This is a genomic window from Limosilactobacillus sp. C0001E2 (assembly GCF_056590915.1).
On sequence record NZ_JBWPXC010000001.1, the window covers coordinates 372,366 to 387,318 of the forward strand.

Here is a 14,953-nt window from a genome sequence, read left to right on the forward strand (position 1 = left end):
ACGTCTTTTTTATAAAGGAGTTTTCACATGATTAAACCGATCATTCATGATCAAAAGATTTTAACCAAGGTCAGTACCCCAGCCCAGCTTAGTGATGTCAAGATCGCTCAAGATTTGCTAGATACACTGCAAGCTCATCAAATAAGTTGTGTTGGGCTCGCTGCCAATATGATTGGCATTCACAAACGAATCATCGCAATAACGATTGGTCCAGCCCAAGTTGCAATGTTAAATCCAGAAATCATTGATCATCAACAACCATACCAAGCTCAAGAAGGTTGCTTGAGCCTAAATGGACAAAGAACGACAACTCGTTATCAAACCATCACAGTGCAATTTATGGATATCCAAGGACACCATCAACAAATAATGTTAAATGGCTTTCCCGCACAAATTGCGCAACATGAAATTGACCACTGCAATGGTATTTTAATATAACTTTCACTAACAAGCATAAAGGGAGCGTCCATAGACGCTCCCTTTATGCTTAATTATTGTCATCATACTTCACAATTGGTAGTGTAATCCGAAAAATGGATCCGGCTCCCAACTGACTTTCCAAAGTAATTGTCCCATGGTAGCCCTTGATTAACCGTTGGGCAATGGACAATCCTAAACCATTAACGCCTTTCTTACGACTACGAGCTTTATCCACTCGATAAAAGCGATCAAATACCTTATCGACTTCTTCTGGCGCGATTCCTTCACCAAAATCTTGAACAGCAATCTCGACCGAATTATAATTACGCGACAACGATAGATGAATTTCCTTCCGCTCTGCAGAATACTTCACAGCATTATCACATAAGATAATTAAAATCTGTTCCAGATGATCCCGATAAATATTCACTTCCACATCTTGGCGTAAGTCATCATCAAGGGTAAATTGAAAATCTGGATGAATCATCTTGAAATTATTATAAACTTGTTCAACAACCTCTTCGACCTTGGTCGTGGCATCACGAAACTTAATCTCAACTTGCTCTGCTCTGGATAGATCCAACATTTCTTGAACTAGATTATTCATCCGACTTGTTTCCGCCAGTGCCGCCTTAATTGAATCTGCCAGAACCTTAGGATCATCCTTGCCCCACCGTTCTAGCATTTCCATATGCCCTTGAATGATTGCTACTGGGGTTCGTAATTCATGAGAAACGTCGCCCACAAATTGGGACTGTTGGTCAATATAACGCTGCGTCCGATCAAGCATTTCGTTTAATAAGTGGCTTAATTCCCCCAGTTCATCGTTCCGATTGGTTTCGGGAGTCCGGACATCTTTGGTCGAATCTTTTGTCACCACTGCCAAAGTTTTTCCAATATCCGTTAAGGGACGTAATAAGATATATGAAAGTCCATAACCTAATAAGCCACTAAAAATCACCACTAAACATAATGCCAAAAAGACGATTAGCAACATCCGGTGATAGTGCTGATAATAGTTAACCAGCGGATTTTCAATTTGCAAATATCCAATAATTTGATGGGTCTGTTTGTCATAAATTGGTGAACGGCCAACGATCATTTTATGGCCATGCCATTTTTTTAGCGTAACTCGTTGATGCGCGGTACGCTGGAACTTTTGTACAACATCACCAGTTTGAAATAATGGCTTGCCATTTAAATTAAATACTGTCACATTTTGGTGAGCATCGCTCAGTCCTTGAAGTACCGGACGATGATAAATTTTATCTTCATGAGTTGCCCGCTGCGAATCAAGTACCTTTTTTTGTAAAGTATCACTTACCATCTGACGAGTTAATTCTCGCTGATTAGCATTTTCGCCTAATTGCTGACTAATCGTCGTTAAACTTTGCTTAAGTGCTGTCCGCTCCTGATTCAAAAAATCACTCGTAAACGCACTAAAAATGGCTAAAACGACGATTAAACTAATCACCAGCGAGCCAATGGCCGTCCCAAATGCCCACTTTAGTTTTAAAGAAAAAAACTTGCGCGGCTTTTGTTCATGATCATCCATAAGCTGCCTCCCGTTTTACGAACGGATTACGTAGCCAGTCCCCCGAACAGTCTGAATGTAACTCTTCTCTCCCGGGCGATCGATTTTATTCCGCAAATACCGAATATAAACATCAACAACATTGGTTTCCACCTTGGCATCATATCCCCATACTTTACTGAGTAACTCCTGACGCGACATAACCACATTGATGTTTTCCATTAAAATGAGTAATAATTCATATTCACGTTTAGTTAAGTTAATCACTTCATCACCGCGGCGGACCACCCGATTTTCCTTTTCAATGGTTAAATCTTGATACTTAACCGTAGTTTGATGGTTATTATTATTTCCATCTTCAATACTAATCCGCCGTAGTAATGCACGGACCCGCGCTAACAGCTCTTCAATCGCAAATGGCTTCACGATATAGTCATCAGCACCATGGTCCAACCCCGATACTCGATCAATAACCGAATCACGTGCTGTCATGATGATAATTGGCGTATTCTTTTCTTCACGAACTCGGCGAGCTACTTCAATTCCGTTAAGTTCTGGCAACATTAAGTCCAATAGAATTACATCAAAATCTTCATTTAAAGCTGATTCCAACCCACCTCGACCATCAAGCTCAACATCTGTTTCATAACCTTCATGTTTCAGTTCCAAATTAACAAAGTTGGCAAGGTTTTCTTCATCTTCAATGATTAAAATCCGACTCATTTTTTCACCTTCACAATTTTTTCTAAATCAATATTAAGTTTATCATAGTTCTCTAATTAACGGTCCCAAAATTATAAAATAAAAAAGGCTTTCCCAGGTCCGGCGCCTAGAGGAAAGCCTTTAATTAAAATTGGTCGCTTAGTTGTTCTTAGCAACAACTTCCTTACCATTGTAGTAACCACAGTTTGGGCAAACCATGTGTGACTTACGAAGTTCACCACAGTTTGGACAAGGTGCTAAACCAGGAACAGTCAACTTAATGTGTCCCCGACGGTTACGCTTACGAGTCTTTGATGTCTTTCGTGCTGGTACAGCCATGTTTGACACCTCCTTATAAAAATTTTATCCACTTGGTTTTTAACCGTCCGCTAACCATCTGTGTCCTGATCAGGAAATAAATTTTTTAACTTAGCGAAACGTGGATCAACATGGTTAGTTTCCTGATGATCATCAGTAACCTCTTCAGTTACTGACCAGCCCTTTCCTGAAGGTAACTGATCCTTGGATTGTTCATCAGGGGTTAACACCCGTGTCGGAATCTGCTCATAGATATTTTCTAATAACGATTCATCAAAATCAATTGTCTGATGGTCATGCGGTAACAAAAAAACGACCTCTTGATCATCATACCGTGACAAGTGATTTTCCTCTGCCGTGTATGTCTCTGAATAGTCAAAATTCAACGGCAACTTCACAGGTGTTAATGAACGGGTGGAAGGTACGGTAATCTGTCCCTCTACGTGAGCAGTGACTGTGGCATCACCATCGTCATAGCTAACGTAACCTTCAACATCCATTGCTTGCGCATCCAAAATTTCATTCGGGAAGCGCTTCATTAATGATGCTTTCAGATCAAAAGTACTTTTGAAATGAAGTGGTTCTTCTGAATAGCGATGTAATTCGTTTAGTGACCATTTCATAGTACTAACCTCCTAATGCAACGTGCCCAATTATACGCTGACCACTAATGAATGTCAACGACTTTTACTTGACACTTCTAACCGCAATGGTGAGTGTTTCAAATCCTGCTCAACTGGCGTAAAGTTTTGATACAATTTTCCCGCCCGATAATCTAAATCAAGTCGGCCGCCATCGAGAGTTTGGTCAACTTTCACAATTAATGGATATTCTAATTGCTTTTTAACCTCGTGTAAATATTGCCGCCCTCGTGCCGTGAACCCCAACACGTGATGATATGGATTCTGAATGGCGGTATTGACTTGACTGGTAGTAGCTTGTAGAACAACGTATAGCAACAGACGGCTTAAATGAGCGTATGTATAGCGTTTTGTCTTGGCTTCCTTAATAAACTCTGTAAAAGTGAGGTGGTGTTGAGCAGCTCGTTTTAAACGATTTTCCAGTCCCTCTGACATCTGGTAGATCTTCGCTAATCGTGAGCTGGGCGCCTGAATTAACTCGTTTCTCAATATCGGGTATAGGAATTCCCACGAGGGTACCCTTGACTGAGTTCGTAACTGCTTAAAGGTCCTGTTCGGTACCGCCTTTTTCAATAGATCCCATTTTTGTTTCTGAACTGCATGCCGAATGGCACTAGCACTGGCAATTTCCCCAGTGATTGTTTGATCATGATACTGACTGTTTTGACGGGCCAGCGGAACCAAATTAAGGTGCAGGTCATTTTTGAGTTTAGCTTTGGTATAACTAAACGCCAAAATATCATTCGGCTCAATTAATGAAATTCCTAACTGTTCATGTAACTGACTGTTGAATTGCGTTGCGTAAGTTTGGTCAAACTGTTTAAATTGTTCGGTAGAAAAGTGGTCCTCCATCGCTACCATCCGTTCAAAATCCCATTGCGGATGTTCGGCCCCAAACACAACTGAGTCAACTTGGAGATCAGCCAAAAGGCGGAGGGCTCCTGCTGCAAAACGATCGGCAGGTTCGACTGCATTGACTAGGGGCAATTCAACCACTAAATCGACCCCATTGACCAATGCTGCTTCAGCTCGTTGCCATTTATCAACAATGGTTGGTTCGCCACGCTGGGTAAAATTACCACTCATTACCGCTATTACAACATCCGCACCAGTCAATTCATGCGCTTTTTGCAGGTGATAACAATGTCCGTTGTGAAAAGGATTGTATTCAACAACTAACCCAACTGCTTTCATCTTATTCACCCTTCTGACACTTGAAAAACCAGCGAGTTGTTTGTGCATTGAGCTTTCCATGGCCAAAGTCACTGGATACTTCAATGCTCTTAAAGCCCGTTTGTTGAAGTGCCTTTACAACTAGTTGACGTGGATACGAACGTTCAAAGTGGGTTTCAGCGAGTCGCTGGTAATTACCATTACTCAGCCGATTGAAAAATGATAATTCATGAATCACACCATGCTCAACATCATCATTTTGATAACTTGACCATAAAAAATAGCGCTGCTGGTCTTCAGATTGATAGTTATACATAAAGCCCGGATACACGACATCCGTTTGATATGGTGTAATCATATCAAATAAAAAGGTCCCACCATCAACTAAATGTTGCTGAACTTGTTGAAAAACTTGCTGTACTTCCGTTAAATCACGCAGATAACATAGCGAGTCCGCAAAACAAGTAATGGTGTTAAATGATCCTAGCGCTGTCAAATCCAGCATATTAGCCTGCACTAGTTGTAGTTTAATATTCGCCGCTTGTGCATGGTTAGAAGCAAGAGCAAGCATTTCATCGGACAAATCAGCATCTGTAACTTGATAACCTGCTTGGGCTAACAAAACACCCAACCGACCAGCGCCACCGGCCAAATCAAGTAACTGCCCTCCCGTTGAAGTATTTTCTTGAACGTATTGGGCCCATTTTGAATATAATTGTTCATCAAACAACTCATCATAGTATTGAGCAAAGGATCCGTAAATCATTTAGTCATTTACCCATTCACTAACGTTCACCAATGGTGCGTCAGACCAAAGTTTTTCTAGATTATAGAAATGGCGAGTTTCTTCGCGGAAAACGTGAACAACAACATCTCCTAAATCCACTAGAACCCATTGAGCAGCATGTTTTCCCTCCACACTACCAATTTCCAACTTGTTGCTATGTGCCATCTCAACAATTGCATTAACAATGGCCTGTACCTGACGATCAGAGCCACCAGTCATAATAACAAAGTAATCGGCCATTGGGCTAATCTGGTCCACTTGGAGTGCCACAATATCTTCAGCACGCCGACCGTCAGCGGCTTTCACAACTTTTTCCAATAATTCCTTACTATTCATTAATTAATTTCCTTTCTATATTTTGGTACCCAAGAATTATACGTATCAATCGTTTTGGGGTAAACAGGCTGTCCTGCGGCAATCAAGTAGTTTAACGTATGCTTGGTTTGATAGGCCACCCCGGCCCCCAAATCTTTTTTCGTTATTCGTCGCGCTTCTTCGACCCCCGGGAAATCACGGCCCGGTTCAATATAATCAGCCATATAAATAATCTGGGCTAACTTGGTCATATACTGACCACCAGTGGTGTGTTGACGGATTGCGTTAAGGATATCTTCATCATGAACACCAAGCTCATCCTTAACCAATTCAGCACCAACGACGCCATGCCAAATCGCGTTACCATACTGAAGTAATTCCGGGGACATTTTACGTTGATGGATCAACTTAACAAAGTCCTCATCTGGGCTTTCTTTTGCATAGTCATGACAGAGCCCAGCAATACTTGCCCTTTCGACATCAACATTGTATAACCGGGCCAGCTCAATCGCTGTTTGTTCAACCCGACAAACATGTTCAAAACGCCCTTTTGAAAGTGCCTGTTGTAAACGTTCAACCAACTCTTCCCTAGTTAATGGTAATAAATTTTCTTGATATGTAATTTGCTTAGTCAATGTATAACTGATGCTCCTTAATATACTGCTCAACTTTTTCTGGCACCATATATTTAATCGAACGACCATCATGAATTCGTTGTCGAATATCACTTGACGAAAAATCAACTTCAGGCACATCCACCCAAATGACCGGATAATCGCTCTTGTTTGCTGCTCCAGTCCGACGAACACCGACAAAATTTACTATCTTTAATAGATCCCGAATCCGGTACCACTTTGGTAAATAGTCAACCATATCTCCGCCAATAATAAAGTAGTAATCCACTTCTGGATGCTGTTGCTTTAATTCACAAATGGTATCGTAAGTGTAACTCACACCGCAACGTTGAATTTCAGCTAATTCAATCCCCAAAAAAGGGTTCTCTTGAATGGCTAATTGAAGCATCTTGACGCGCAACTTTGCCGCAATAGCATCCTTTTTATCAACATGTGGTGGAATCATATCCGGCATCATCAACACTTTATCTAATGCCAAAGCTTTCCCCACTTGGTCCGCAACTAAAAGGTGCGCATTATGCACGGGATTAAACGTGCCACCATAGAGTCCAATTCGTTTGCGTCGCCTAAAACCTACGCGTTGATACTTAACCTTTGGTACCGTTTGAACCGCCGCTCGCAAAACTATCGCCCCTTAAATCTTCTTCACTCTTAACGAAACATTGCGAAATTCTGGTTGGTCAGATTCCTTAAATAGGACTAGAACGCGCCCAATAACCTGAACAACGTCAATGTCACTGTGGCCTTCGATATAATCACGAACCTCATCAGTTGTAACATCAGCATTTTGTAAAATATTAACCTTAATTAATTCACGACGATTCAGTGCACCATCAAGCTGTGCTAGCCATTCTGGAGTTAACCCATTTTTACCCACACTAAAAATTGCTTGAAAATGGTTCGCCTGTGCACGAAGGTATCGTTTTTGTTTTCCTCGTAATTTCAATTGTTTACTCCTTATTATTAAATCATTGCACGCCGGGTCAGAACACGCACTCCTTGGGGAGCCCATCCCGCAACCGCAATTCCAGCTGGAATCGTAATCCACCCTAGGCCTTCATAAACCAGATCCGTCTTTTCGTCAGTAGAAAATTCAAAACGCTCTAATGATGGAATTTGGTCTTTAGTGGTCTTTGTAGGCGGAGTTAGTAAATCACCAAGATGTTTTTCATAGAATTTATCAGCATTACTAAGTTTAGTCCGGTGAAGTTGCAAATTATTATCAAAGTATGCTACTACACCGACCTTAGGACCCTTTAAATAATCAAAACGCGCAATGCCCCCCATAAAAATGGTCTGACCATCAGATAATTGATAGGTGCGAGGCTTAATCTCTTTCTGTGGTGCTACTAATTTTAAATCTTGATCCGGTAGAACATGCGCCATCTGGTGTTGATGAATAATCCCCGGTGTATCAATTAGTTCTTGTCCATCATCAAGTGGAATTTCAATTTTATCTAAAGTGGTTCCCGGAAAACGCGAAGTTGTGATCAAATCTTTGACGCCCGTTCGTTGTTTAATAATTTGGTTAATTAGTGTCGATTTACCAACATTAGTTACCCCAACCACATAAACGTCACGATGTTGTCGATATTTCTCAATCGTATTTAATAGTTCCTCAATTTGGTGGTTCTTTTTGGCCGATACCAAGAGTGTTTCAATGGGCCGAATTCCTGCAATATTAGCTTGTTGTCTGATCCAATCACGCAACTTTGACCGGCGTAGAGAATGCGGTAATAAATCCTCTTTGTTACCAACTAAGAGTACCGGATTATCCCCGACAAAACGGTGGAGACCTGGAATGAGACTCCCATTAAAATCAAAGATGTCTACAACATACACAATCAGCGCATTAGCTTCACGGATATGGTTCAGTAATTGCAAAAAATCATCATCCGTTAATGAAACCGGGGCAATTTCATTGTAATGACGGAGACGAAAACACCGTTGACAATATAATTCGTTGGTTGCTAATCCATTTTTGACGGCCGCCGCAGGAGTATACCCCGGCTCATTTGGGTCCTTAGACTGAATAATTGCTCCACAGCCGATACACCGTAATTCTTCATTAGTTTTACTTTCTTCAGTCATCCAAATCCTCCTGCCATCTTAATTCTGGATATTTTTTCAGTAGATCTTTCATCACAAATTTTTCAAAGAACCGGTTAATCTGGGTATCCCATTTATCAGTATTAATTAACGGTTGTACCAAGATTGACCGTACTCCAGCAATATTAGCGGACAGCATATCTGTCATCAGTTGATCGCCAACCATGACCACCTCATTCCGGGAAAGCCCAAGGCGTTTCCGTGCTGTTGTGATCCCAAAGCTCAATGGTTTTAAGGAACGAGAAACAAACGGTAAATCAAGTTGTTTAACCGCCTTAGCAACTCGTTGCGCACTATTGTTAGAAACAACGATCAACGGAATCCCCGCCTGGCGTAATTCGCTCATCCATTGTCGTAACTCGGGAGTACCGTTTGGATTATTCCAAGCAATCAGCGTATTGTCAAGGTCCGATAACACCGCCTTAATCCCGTATTGTTTTAATTGATCAGGTGAAATATTATAAACTGTTTTTACCATCCACGTTGGTTTGAATTTTGCTATCAATGTCTTACCTCATGTTTCATTAATCAATCTAATTATAACGATTGAACAGGGGTGGTTCAATTAATAAAAAAAGATTAGGGTCACTTCGCTGGGTTCCCCTAATCTCAATAAATTGATGAACTAGTTCAAAGCCTTCTTAGCTTCGTCAACAACCGCTTTAAAACCTTCTGGGTCGTTAACGGCTAAGTCAGCTAACATCTTACGGTTGATGTCAATGTTAGCAAGCTTTAAACCGTGCATTAACTTGCTGTAACTAATGTCGTTCATTCGAGCACCAGCATTGATCCGTGCAATCCATAATTCACGGAACTTACGCTTGTTTACCTTCCGGTCACGGAAAGCGTAAGTGTAACTCTTCATCACTTGGTCCTTAGCAGTCTTAAAAAGACGATGCTTTGAACCAGTATAACCCTTAGCTAACTTCATGATGCGCTTACGACGAGCGCGTGTAACTGTTCCACCTTTAACTCGCATAGTGGTAACCTCCTAGTTTGATTTGTATTGTTAAATTAATTAGCAGTATGCATTACTTCGAAGGAAGCATCTTCTTGAAACGCTTTACGTTAGTCTTGTCTAACATGCTCAGACCACGTAATTGACGACGTTGCTTCTTGGTCTTACCGTGGAAACGGTGACTAGTAAATGAGTTACCACTCTTGAAACCGCCTTTAGCAGTCCGCTTAAAACGCTTTGCAGCAGCGCGATTAGTCTTCATCTTTGGCATAACTATTTCCTACCTTCTCTTTATTTTTTTGCCTTATCAGTAATTGGGGCAAGTGTTAAAAACATGCTCCGTCCTTCCATCTTTGGTCGTTGAACAACGGTGGCAATGTCCTTAGTCTCATCTGCCATCTTTTCAATCATGTCACGACCGATATCCTTGTGCGTGATCGCCCGACCACGGAAACGTAATGAAACTCGTACTTTATCACCCTTGGCAATAAACTTACGAACCCGGTTTAACTTAACGTTAAAATCGTTGGTATCAATCGTTGGGCTCAAACGGATTTCTTTTACCGCTTGAGTCTTTTGATTCTTACGGGCTTCACGTTCCTTCTTTTGCATCTCAAAACGATACTTACCGTAATCCATAATTCGTGCAACCGCTGGACGAGCCTTTGGTGCAACAAGAACCAAGTCTAAATCAGCTTCTTCTGCTAATTGTAAAGCTTCACGCTTGGATTTGATTCCTAATTGATTTCCATCTTGATCAATCAAGCGAACTTCTATGGCACGGATACCGTTATTGACATTCATTCCTTGAGCTATGGCAATACACCTCCAATTTTGATAACGAAAGAACAAGCAAAAAAAGCGAGGTGCATATCACCCCGCCTGAAAATACTAAATCACATTCGTAATCTAGCTTCATTCAACTCGTCAGCCCGGCAACTCTAGTCACCAAGGCGAGAAGCGGGTGCTTCTGCTTTTCTTTCAACAAATACTAGATTAATCAATTCGCTAAACTTTGTCAAGACTAAATCTTATTTTATCCCTTGGCTCGTAGATTTGGCCCCACCATCCGAACCTCACGGGACAAAAAGCGAATCCGTTCCATAATTCGTTGGGCTTTTAACGGCTCACTATTACCGTTATTATCTTGTGCAAGATGGTCAGTTAATTCATCCATGGAAAAGTTTGAGCTAAAAAAGGTTGGTAATTCTTCTTGCATCCGATATTCCAGAATCACTCCCAAAACTTCATCCCGTAACCATGGTGATAATGCATCTGCTCCAATATCATCGAGCATTAAAATGGGGGCTTGTTTAACTTCATCGCGTTCTTGCTCGGTGGTATGACGGGCAATGGACCCCTTCATATTCACCGCAAAGGTTGGAAAATGAACTAGCATACTATTAACTCCCTGATCTGCAAGTTCATTTGCAATTGCCCCTAGTAAATAGGTCTTCCCAACACCAAAACTACCGGAAAGATAGATTCCGGGAACGAAGTTATCCTTTGAGTAACTATTAACAAACTTTACAGCTGCATTCAATGCTGCAGCTCGACCTTCATTATTAGTGTAATAGTCATCGAGGGTGGCATGCTCAATAAATTTTGGCATATATCGCTTATTGACCCGTCGCCGTTTTGCCTGGATTGCCTGCTGTTCTAGTAGTTCAGTGGTTGGAACATAGGTTACATCAATTTGCCCGGCCGACATAACCAGTCGTGGAGTATAACCTGGAGCGACACTTGGGGCACCATTTTGAGCGAGATGTTTTTCATGAACATATTCATATAGTTTTGATCGTCCCCGTTGAATATCTTCGTCAGTTAACCGCTCTCGATTGGTATCTAAAAAGGCTTTAACATCTTGATCAGCAAACACTTCAGAAAAAATCTGCTCAGTGGTTTTTTCACTATTTTGATTCTTTAATAACTTACGTAGTGGTTCCATTAATGGTCACCCCCATTTCCTTGATGACGCTTTTGACGATTCTTTCGTAACTCAGCCAATAAGCGTTTTGACTCGGCCAATTGTTCAGGAGACGCTGACTTGGTCTTCGGTTGGTAGCCCTTCTTTGCCCACTCAGGTAATTTTTCTTTAACTGATCCCTTTCGTCCATTACTATGGAACGAACGTCCAGCCCTTTGCCGTTGTAGTCGAGCGGCTTGATGCCGTTTAATTTCATTGAAAGCATCCACCGAATTTTGCACTCCAGCCCGTCCCCAGTTATTAGCAATCGCATCTGCTAGGTTAGCATTAACCGTTGCCAAACCTTGCTCACCAATAATATACCATAGCAATAAATTAATCGCACCATCGGATAACCCACTTTGTTGGACGAGCCGTTCCACTGTGTATCGTTCGGCAGAACTGACGTAACCATTGGTTTGCTGTTTCAATTGTGCTAAAAACTCCATCGGTGCTTGATTTTCACACTGCCGAATTAGTTCCTGTACATTCTCTGGCAACCCGGTCATTTCTAGTCCGTTAACTGGTTTGTCACTAGTGTGACTTTCTTGCTGATCTGGAGTAGAAACGTGACCAGCATTGCGCGCCCGTTTTTTAAACTCCTCAGCACTGAACTGATTATCAACCATATCAATTGATTGCTCAATCAAACGAGCAATGGCTAACTCATCATATCCATATACCCGGTGTTCAACTAAAATTAGTTTTTGGTATTGATTAACTATTTCAGGATCAATCCCAGCTCCCGATAACTGTTGCGCTACAAAATGTAAATCAAAACCGTCTTTGGGAACCTGATTAGTGGCTACCCGATGACTAGTGGCGTCTTTAATTTGTTTTTGCGTGCGTTTAAGTGCGACATCATCTGCCAGATGGTCTCGATCTGGATGAAACACTGTAAAGAAGGAATGGCTGACATTTGTTAATTCATCGACATCTAAATAATAACCCAATGCCGCAGTTCCTAACTGCTCAAAACGTTCTGGGCCCACCATTTCTAATAATTGGACACTTAGTAATTCATCTCTCATGAACGCAGCTGGAGTTAACGTGGGATGTAATTCAAAGACGGCTACCGCCCCTAATTCGTCAGTCCTGGTAAACGTCTTGATTAACCCAACGGCTTCCAATTGCGAAAGTGCTTCTGTAATCACCCGGATACCAACGTTTAATTGGGATAATAATTTGGTAACTGGTTGGCGATCTGAAATCATTGGGCGTTCCTTTAGTTGATACTGCAATGCTGAAAAAAGCCCCAAAGCATTGGGACTCATTAACGGTAAATAATAATCAACAAAAGTTTGTTCATTATTATTGGCAAAATCGGGGGCAGCACTAACAACATAGCCGGTTTTAGGGGTTAACTGAAAGTTAGTCATTATGATCACTTCGTTTGTTGTTACCAATCATAGTTTGTAATTCACTCATAAAGGCATCCACATCCTTAAATTGCCGATAAACACTTGCAAAACGAATATAGGAAACTTCGTCCACCGCTTTTAATTCGGTCATTACATACTTACCAATTAGCTGACTAGAAACCTCGGTCTCACCTAAACGACGGACTTGACTTTCAACCTTATCCGCAATTTTTGTAAGTTGTTCCATGCTGACTGGACGCTTTTCGGCTGAACGGACCAAACCATTTAAAATCTTTTGGCGATTAAATTCCTGTCTGGTCCCATCCTTTTTAACAACTAACAGCGGGGTTTCTTCGTATCGTTCAAAAGTAGTGAACCGAAAACCACAGTTAGCACATTCACGCCGTCGGCGAATACAAGTACCGTCTTCGCTCGGCCGACTATCAATTACTCGGGAACCATTTTTATGGCAGTGTGGACATATCAAACTACTGCCCTCCTTATACTAGCTTAATAAACAAGCATCATTATACCACATTCATACTACTGAACATTATCCAACCATTGTTGGACTTGTCGTTCGGTTCTAGCAATGGTCGAATTATTATCAATAACTAGATCTGATAATGCTTCTTTAGCCACTAATGGCATCTGACTTTTAATTCTTGATTCAGCCTGTTCCACTGTGAGCTGGTTACGTTTCATTAAACGTTCTAATTGAATCGCTGGTGAAACGACCACAACCATTACTAAATCACACAGTGCATCATAATGTTGCTCAAATAATAACGGTGCATCTAAAAAGATTAATTGGTGATCCGCCCTTTGCAATGCTGTCAATTGTCGGATAATTTCCTGTCGAATCAGCGGTTGCAAAATCTCGTTTAATCTTTGTAATTGATTTGGTGAATCAAAAACTATCTGACCCAATTTCTGCCGATTTAAACGTCCATCACCAGTTAAAATCTTTGGGCCAAAGGTCTGCACAATTTTTTTCAAGCCACTTGTTCCTGGTGCAACCACCTGTCTAGCAACCTGATCAGCATCCACTACTGAATAACCACACCGGATTAAATAATTACTGACCGTTGACTTTCCAGAGGCAATCCCACCAGTAATACCAATAATCATCATTTTTCAATCAATTCTTGACAGTGCGGACAATAAGTTGTACCGCGTTGAGCAACCTTAATCTTAACCATCTTGGTTCCACAACGGGGACACTTCTCGCCACCATGATCATAAGCTTTTAAGTAGTCTTGAAAACCACCGGCATCGCCAAATGCATTTTTATAAGTATGCACAGTCGTCCCCTTATGTTCTGTGGCCGTTGCAATTTCCTTAATAATATTTTCTCGTAACGTCTTAGCTTGTTCATGTGTAAGAGTGTTAGCGGCCTGTTCCGGATTGATCTTGCTCATCCACAATACTTCATCACAGTAAATATTACCAAGCCCAGCAACGTGACTTTGATTCAATAAAAATGGCTTAATTTTTCCACGACTCTTATGTAATATTCGTTCAAAGTAATCGAGCTTAAAGTCTTGTTCAGTTGGTTCAGGACCAATTGTTCGTAGACCACCGTAATTCATCTCTTCACCAGTCGTTACTAGTCGCATCCGGCCAAATTTACGGGTATCACGGTAACACAAATCTGTACCATTCTTAAAATGAAAAATCACGTGAGTATGCTTATCAACCGGCGTTCCCGTCTGTTGTTTAAAATAACTCCCTTCCATCCGTAAATGAGAAATCATCGTTAGGTGGTTAGAAAATCTAAACAGTAAGTATTTTCCACGTCGATCAACATGTTCAATCGTTTGACCAACTAAAGCTTCGCGGAATTCTTCCACATCATTTTCAATTGTTTTCCCATAATTAACATCAATTCCAATAATTTGCTGACCGTCTGCAATTTGGTTTAATCCACGACGAACCGTTTCTACTTCCGGCATTTCAGGCATAATCCCGCCTCCCGAGTTTTTAGAACCATTATAAACTGTTACGGAAATATTGCAAATTACTCAATCTAGC

21 protein-coding genes and 1 other annotated feature are annotated in these 14,953 nt (G+C 41.2%); of the genes, 1 reads left to right on the forward strand and 20 read right to left on the reverse strand.

What is annotated here, in order from left to right; all coding sequences use genetic code 11:
• Positions 1–27: 27 nt before the first annotated feature.
• Positions 28–438, forward strand: coding sequence for a peptide deformylase (locus tag AC1EKL_RS01845; protein WP_480189250.1), 411 nt, complete (start codon positions 28–30; stop codon positions 436–438).
• A gap of 49 nt (positions 439–487) precedes the next feature.
• Here AC1EKL_RS01845 and AC1EKL_RS01850 read toward each other — a convergent pair whose 3' ends face one another.
• The 20 genes from AC1EKL_RS01850 to mutM all read right to left on the reverse strand — a co-directional run bounded on the left by AC1EKL_RS01850 (position 488) and on the right by mutM (position 14,883).
• A complete protein-coding gene (locus tag AC1EKL_RS01850; RefSeq protein WP_480190180.1) occupies positions 488–1,975 on the reverse strand; it encodes a HAMP domain-containing sensor histidine kinase in 1,488 nt (495 codons plus the stop codon).
• Positions 1,976–1,990: 15 nt separating this feature from the next.
• Positions 1,991–2,677, reverse strand: a complete 687-nt coding sequence (locus AC1EKL_RS01855; protein WP_480189252.1) for a response regulator transcription factor — start codon at positions 2,675–2,677, stop codon at positions 1,991–1,993.
• Positions 2,678–2,815: 138 nt separating this feature from the next.
• Positions 2,816–2,995: a 50S ribosomal protein L32 gene (gene rpmF / locus AC1EKL_RS01860; RefSeq protein ID WP_178659582.1), complete on the reverse strand. Its 180-nt coding sequence runs from the start codon at positions 2,993–2,995 to the stop codon at positions 2,816–2,818.
• Positions 2,996–3,045: 50 nt separating this feature from the next.
• Positions 3,046–3,597, reverse strand: coding sequence for a DUF177 domain-containing protein (locus tag AC1EKL_RS01865; RefSeq protein WP_480189253.1), 552 nt, complete (start codon positions 3,595–3,597; stop codon positions 3,046–3,048).
• 54 nt (positions 3,598–3,651) lie between these two features.
• Entirely contained in the window at positions 3,652–4,809 is a 1,158-nt protein-coding gene (locus AC1EKL_RS01870; RefSeq protein ID WP_480189254.1) for a nucleotidyltransferase, read from the reverse strand.
• Between the two features lies 1 nt (position 4,810).
• Positions 4,811–5,554, reverse strand: a complete 744-nt coding sequence (locus tag AC1EKL_RS01875) for a class I SAM-dependent DNA methyltransferase (protein WP_480189255.1) — start codon at positions 5,552–5,554, stop codon at positions 4,811–4,813.
• On the reverse strand, positions 5,555–5,911 hold the full coding sequence (gene rsfS, locus AC1EKL_RS01880; RefSeq protein ID WP_480189256.1) for a ribosome silencing factor: 357 nt from the start codon (positions 5,909–5,911) through the stop codon (positions 5,555–5,557).
• Entirely contained in the window at positions 5,911–6,525 is a 615-nt protein-coding gene (gene yqeK, locus AC1EKL_RS01885) for a bis(5'-nucleosyl)-tetraphosphatase (symmetrical) YqeK (protein WP_480189257.1), read from the reverse strand. Before yqeK ends, rsfS begins: the two co-directional genes overlap by 1 nt.
• Complete coding sequence (locus AC1EKL_RS01890; RefSeq protein ID WP_480189258.1) at positions 6,518–7,147, reverse strand: nicotinate-nucleotide adenylyltransferase; 630 nt, start codon at positions 7,145–7,147, stop codon at positions 6,518–6,520. Before AC1EKL_RS01890 ends, yqeK begins: the two co-directional genes overlap by 8 nt.
• Positions 7,148–7,159: 12 nt before the next feature.
• Positions 7,160–7,471 carry a ribosome assembly RNA-binding protein YhbY gene (gene yhbY, locus AC1EKL_RS01895; protein WP_480189259.1) on the reverse strand — a complete coding sequence of 104 codons (312 nt, stop codon included), beginning with the start codon at positions 7,469–7,471 and terminating at the stop codon, positions 7,160–7,162.
• Between the two features lie 17 nt (positions 7,472–7,488).
• The gene (gene yqeH, locus AC1EKL_RS01900; RefSeq protein WP_480189260.1) at positions 7,489–8,616 is read right to left on the reverse strand and encodes a ribosome biogenesis GTPase YqeH; all 1,128 of its coding nucleotides are present in this window, start codon (positions 8,614–8,616) and stop codon (positions 7,489–7,491) included.
• Positions 8,609–9,139, reverse strand: coding sequence for a YqeG family HAD IIIA-type phosphatase (locus tag AC1EKL_RS01905; protein ID WP_480189261.1), 531 nt, complete (start codon positions 9,137–9,139; stop codon positions 8,609–8,611). The genes yqeH and AC1EKL_RS01905 overlap by 8 nt, the downstream gene beginning before the upstream one ends.
• Before the next feature lie 120 nt (positions 9,140–9,259).
• On the reverse strand, positions 9,260–9,613 hold the full coding sequence (gene rplT, locus AC1EKL_RS01910) for a 50S ribosomal protein L20 (RefSeq protein WP_006916342.1): 354 nt from the start codon (positions 9,611–9,613) through the stop codon (positions 9,260–9,262).
• A 52-nt stretch (positions 9,614–9,665) separates the two neighbouring features.
• A complete protein-coding gene (rpmI, locus tag AC1EKL_RS01915) occupies positions 9,666–9,863 on the reverse strand; it encodes a 50S ribosomal protein L35 (RefSeq protein ID WP_006916343.1) in 198 nt (65 codons plus the stop codon).
• Between the two features lie 20 nt (positions 9,864–9,883).
• Complete coding sequence (infC, locus tag AC1EKL_RS01920) at positions 9,884–10,396, reverse strand: translation initiation factor IF-3 (RefSeq protein ID WP_480190181.1); 513 nt, start codon at positions 10,394–10,396, stop codon at positions 9,884–9,886.
• Between the two features lie 43 nt (positions 10,397–10,439).
• Positions 10,440–10,574: a sequence feature (ribosomal protein L20 leader region), on the reverse strand.
• A 54-nt stretch (positions 10,575–10,628) separates the two neighbouring features.
• Complete coding sequence (gene dnaI, locus AC1EKL_RS01925; protein ID WP_480189263.1) at positions 10,629–11,540, reverse strand: primosomal protein DnaI; 912 nt, start codon at positions 11,538–11,540, stop codon at positions 10,629–10,631.
• Positions 11,540–12,937, reverse strand: coding sequence for a DnaD domain protein (locus tag AC1EKL_RS01930; protein ID WP_480189264.1), 1,398 nt, complete (start codon positions 12,935–12,937; stop codon positions 11,540–11,542). Before AC1EKL_RS01930 ends, dnaI begins: the two co-directional genes overlap by 1 nt.
• Complete coding sequence (gene nrdR / locus AC1EKL_RS01935) at positions 12,930–13,406, reverse strand: transcriptional regulator NrdR (protein ID WP_006916347.1); 477 nt, start codon at positions 13,404–13,406, stop codon at positions 12,930–12,932. Before nrdR ends, AC1EKL_RS01930 begins: the two co-directional genes overlap by 8 nt.
• Positions 13,407–13,462: 56 nt before the next feature.
• Positions 13,463–14,053, reverse strand: a complete 591-nt coding sequence (coaE, locus tag AC1EKL_RS01940) for a dephospho-CoA kinase (RefSeq protein WP_480189265.1) — start codon at positions 14,051–14,053, stop codon at positions 13,463–13,465.
• Positions 14,050–14,883 carry a bifunctional DNA-formamidopyrimidine glycosylase/DNA-(apurinic or apyrimidinic site) lyase gene (gene mutM, locus AC1EKL_RS01945; RefSeq protein WP_480189266.1) on the reverse strand — a complete coding sequence of 278 codons (834 nt, stop codon included), beginning with the start codon at positions 14,881–14,883 and terminating at the stop codon, positions 14,050–14,052. The genes coaE and mutM overlap by 4 nt, the downstream gene beginning before the upstream one ends.
• Between the last annotated feature and the right edge of the window lie 70 nt (positions 14,884–14,953).

Bases quoted from the DNA above. Each gene is read 5' to 3' on its own strand.
- AC1EKL_RS01865 (WP_480189253.1), bottom strand. From the start codon at position 3,597: ATGAAATGGTCACTAAACGAATTACATCGCTATTCAGAAGAACCACTT.
- coaE (WP_480189265.1), bottom strand. From the start codon at position 14,053: ATGATGATTATTGGTATTACTGGTGGGATTGCCTCTGGAAAGTCAACG.
- rsfS (WP_480189256.1), bottom strand. From the start codon at position 5,911: ATGAATAGTAAGGAATTATTGGAAAAAGTTGTGAAAGCCGCTGACGGT.
- AC1EKL_RS01875 (WP_480189255.1), bottom strand. From the start codon at position 5,554: ATGATTTACGGATCCTTTGCTCAATACTATGATGAGTTGTTTGATGAA.
- mutM (WP_480189266.1), bottom strand. From the start codon at position 14,883: ATGCCTGAAATGCCGGAAGTAGAAACGGTTCGTCGTGGATTAAACCAA.
- dnaI (WP_480189263.1), bottom strand. From the start codon at position 11,540: ATGGAACCACTACGTAAGTTATTAAAGAATCAAAATAGTGAAAAAACC.
- AC1EKL_RS01855 (WP_480189252.1), bottom strand. From the start codon at position 2,677: ATGAGTCGGATTTTAATCATTGAAGATGAAGAAAACCTTGCCAACTTT.
- rplT (WP_006916342.1), bottom strand. From the start codon at position 9,613: ATGCGAGTTAAAGGTGGAACAGTTACACGCGCTCGTCGTAAGCGCATC.
- rpmI (WP_006916343.1), bottom strand. From the start codon at position 9,863: ATGCCAAAGATGAAGACTAATCGCGCTGCTGCAAAGCGTTTTAAGCGG.
- AC1EKL_RS01930 (WP_480189264.1), bottom strand. From the start codon at position 12,937: ATGACTAACTTTCAGTTAACCCCTAAAACCGGCTATGTTGTTAGTGCT.
- AC1EKL_RS01845 (WP_480189250.1), top strand. From the start codon at position 28: ATGATTAAACCGATCATTCATGATCAAAAGATTTTAACCAAGGTCAGT.
- rpmF (WP_178659582.1), bottom strand. From the start codon at position 2,995: ATGGCTGTACCAGCACGAAAGACATCAAAGACTCGTAAGCGTAACCGT.
- yqeH (WP_480189260.1), bottom strand. From the start codon at position 8,616: ATGACTGAAGAAAGTAAAACTAATGAAGAATTACGGTGTATCGGCTGT.
- AC1EKL_RS01850 (WP_480190180.1), bottom strand. From the start codon at position 1,975: ATGGATGATCATGAACAAAAGCCGCGCAAGTTTTTTTCTTTAAAACTA.
- infC (WP_480190181.1), bottom strand. From the start codon at position 10,396: ATGAATGTCAATAACGGTATCCGTGCCATAGAAGTTCGCTTGATTGAT.
- AC1EKL_RS01870 (WP_480189254.1), bottom strand. From the start codon at position 4,809: ATGAAAGCAGTTGGGTTAGTTGTTGAATACAATCCTTTTCACAACGGA.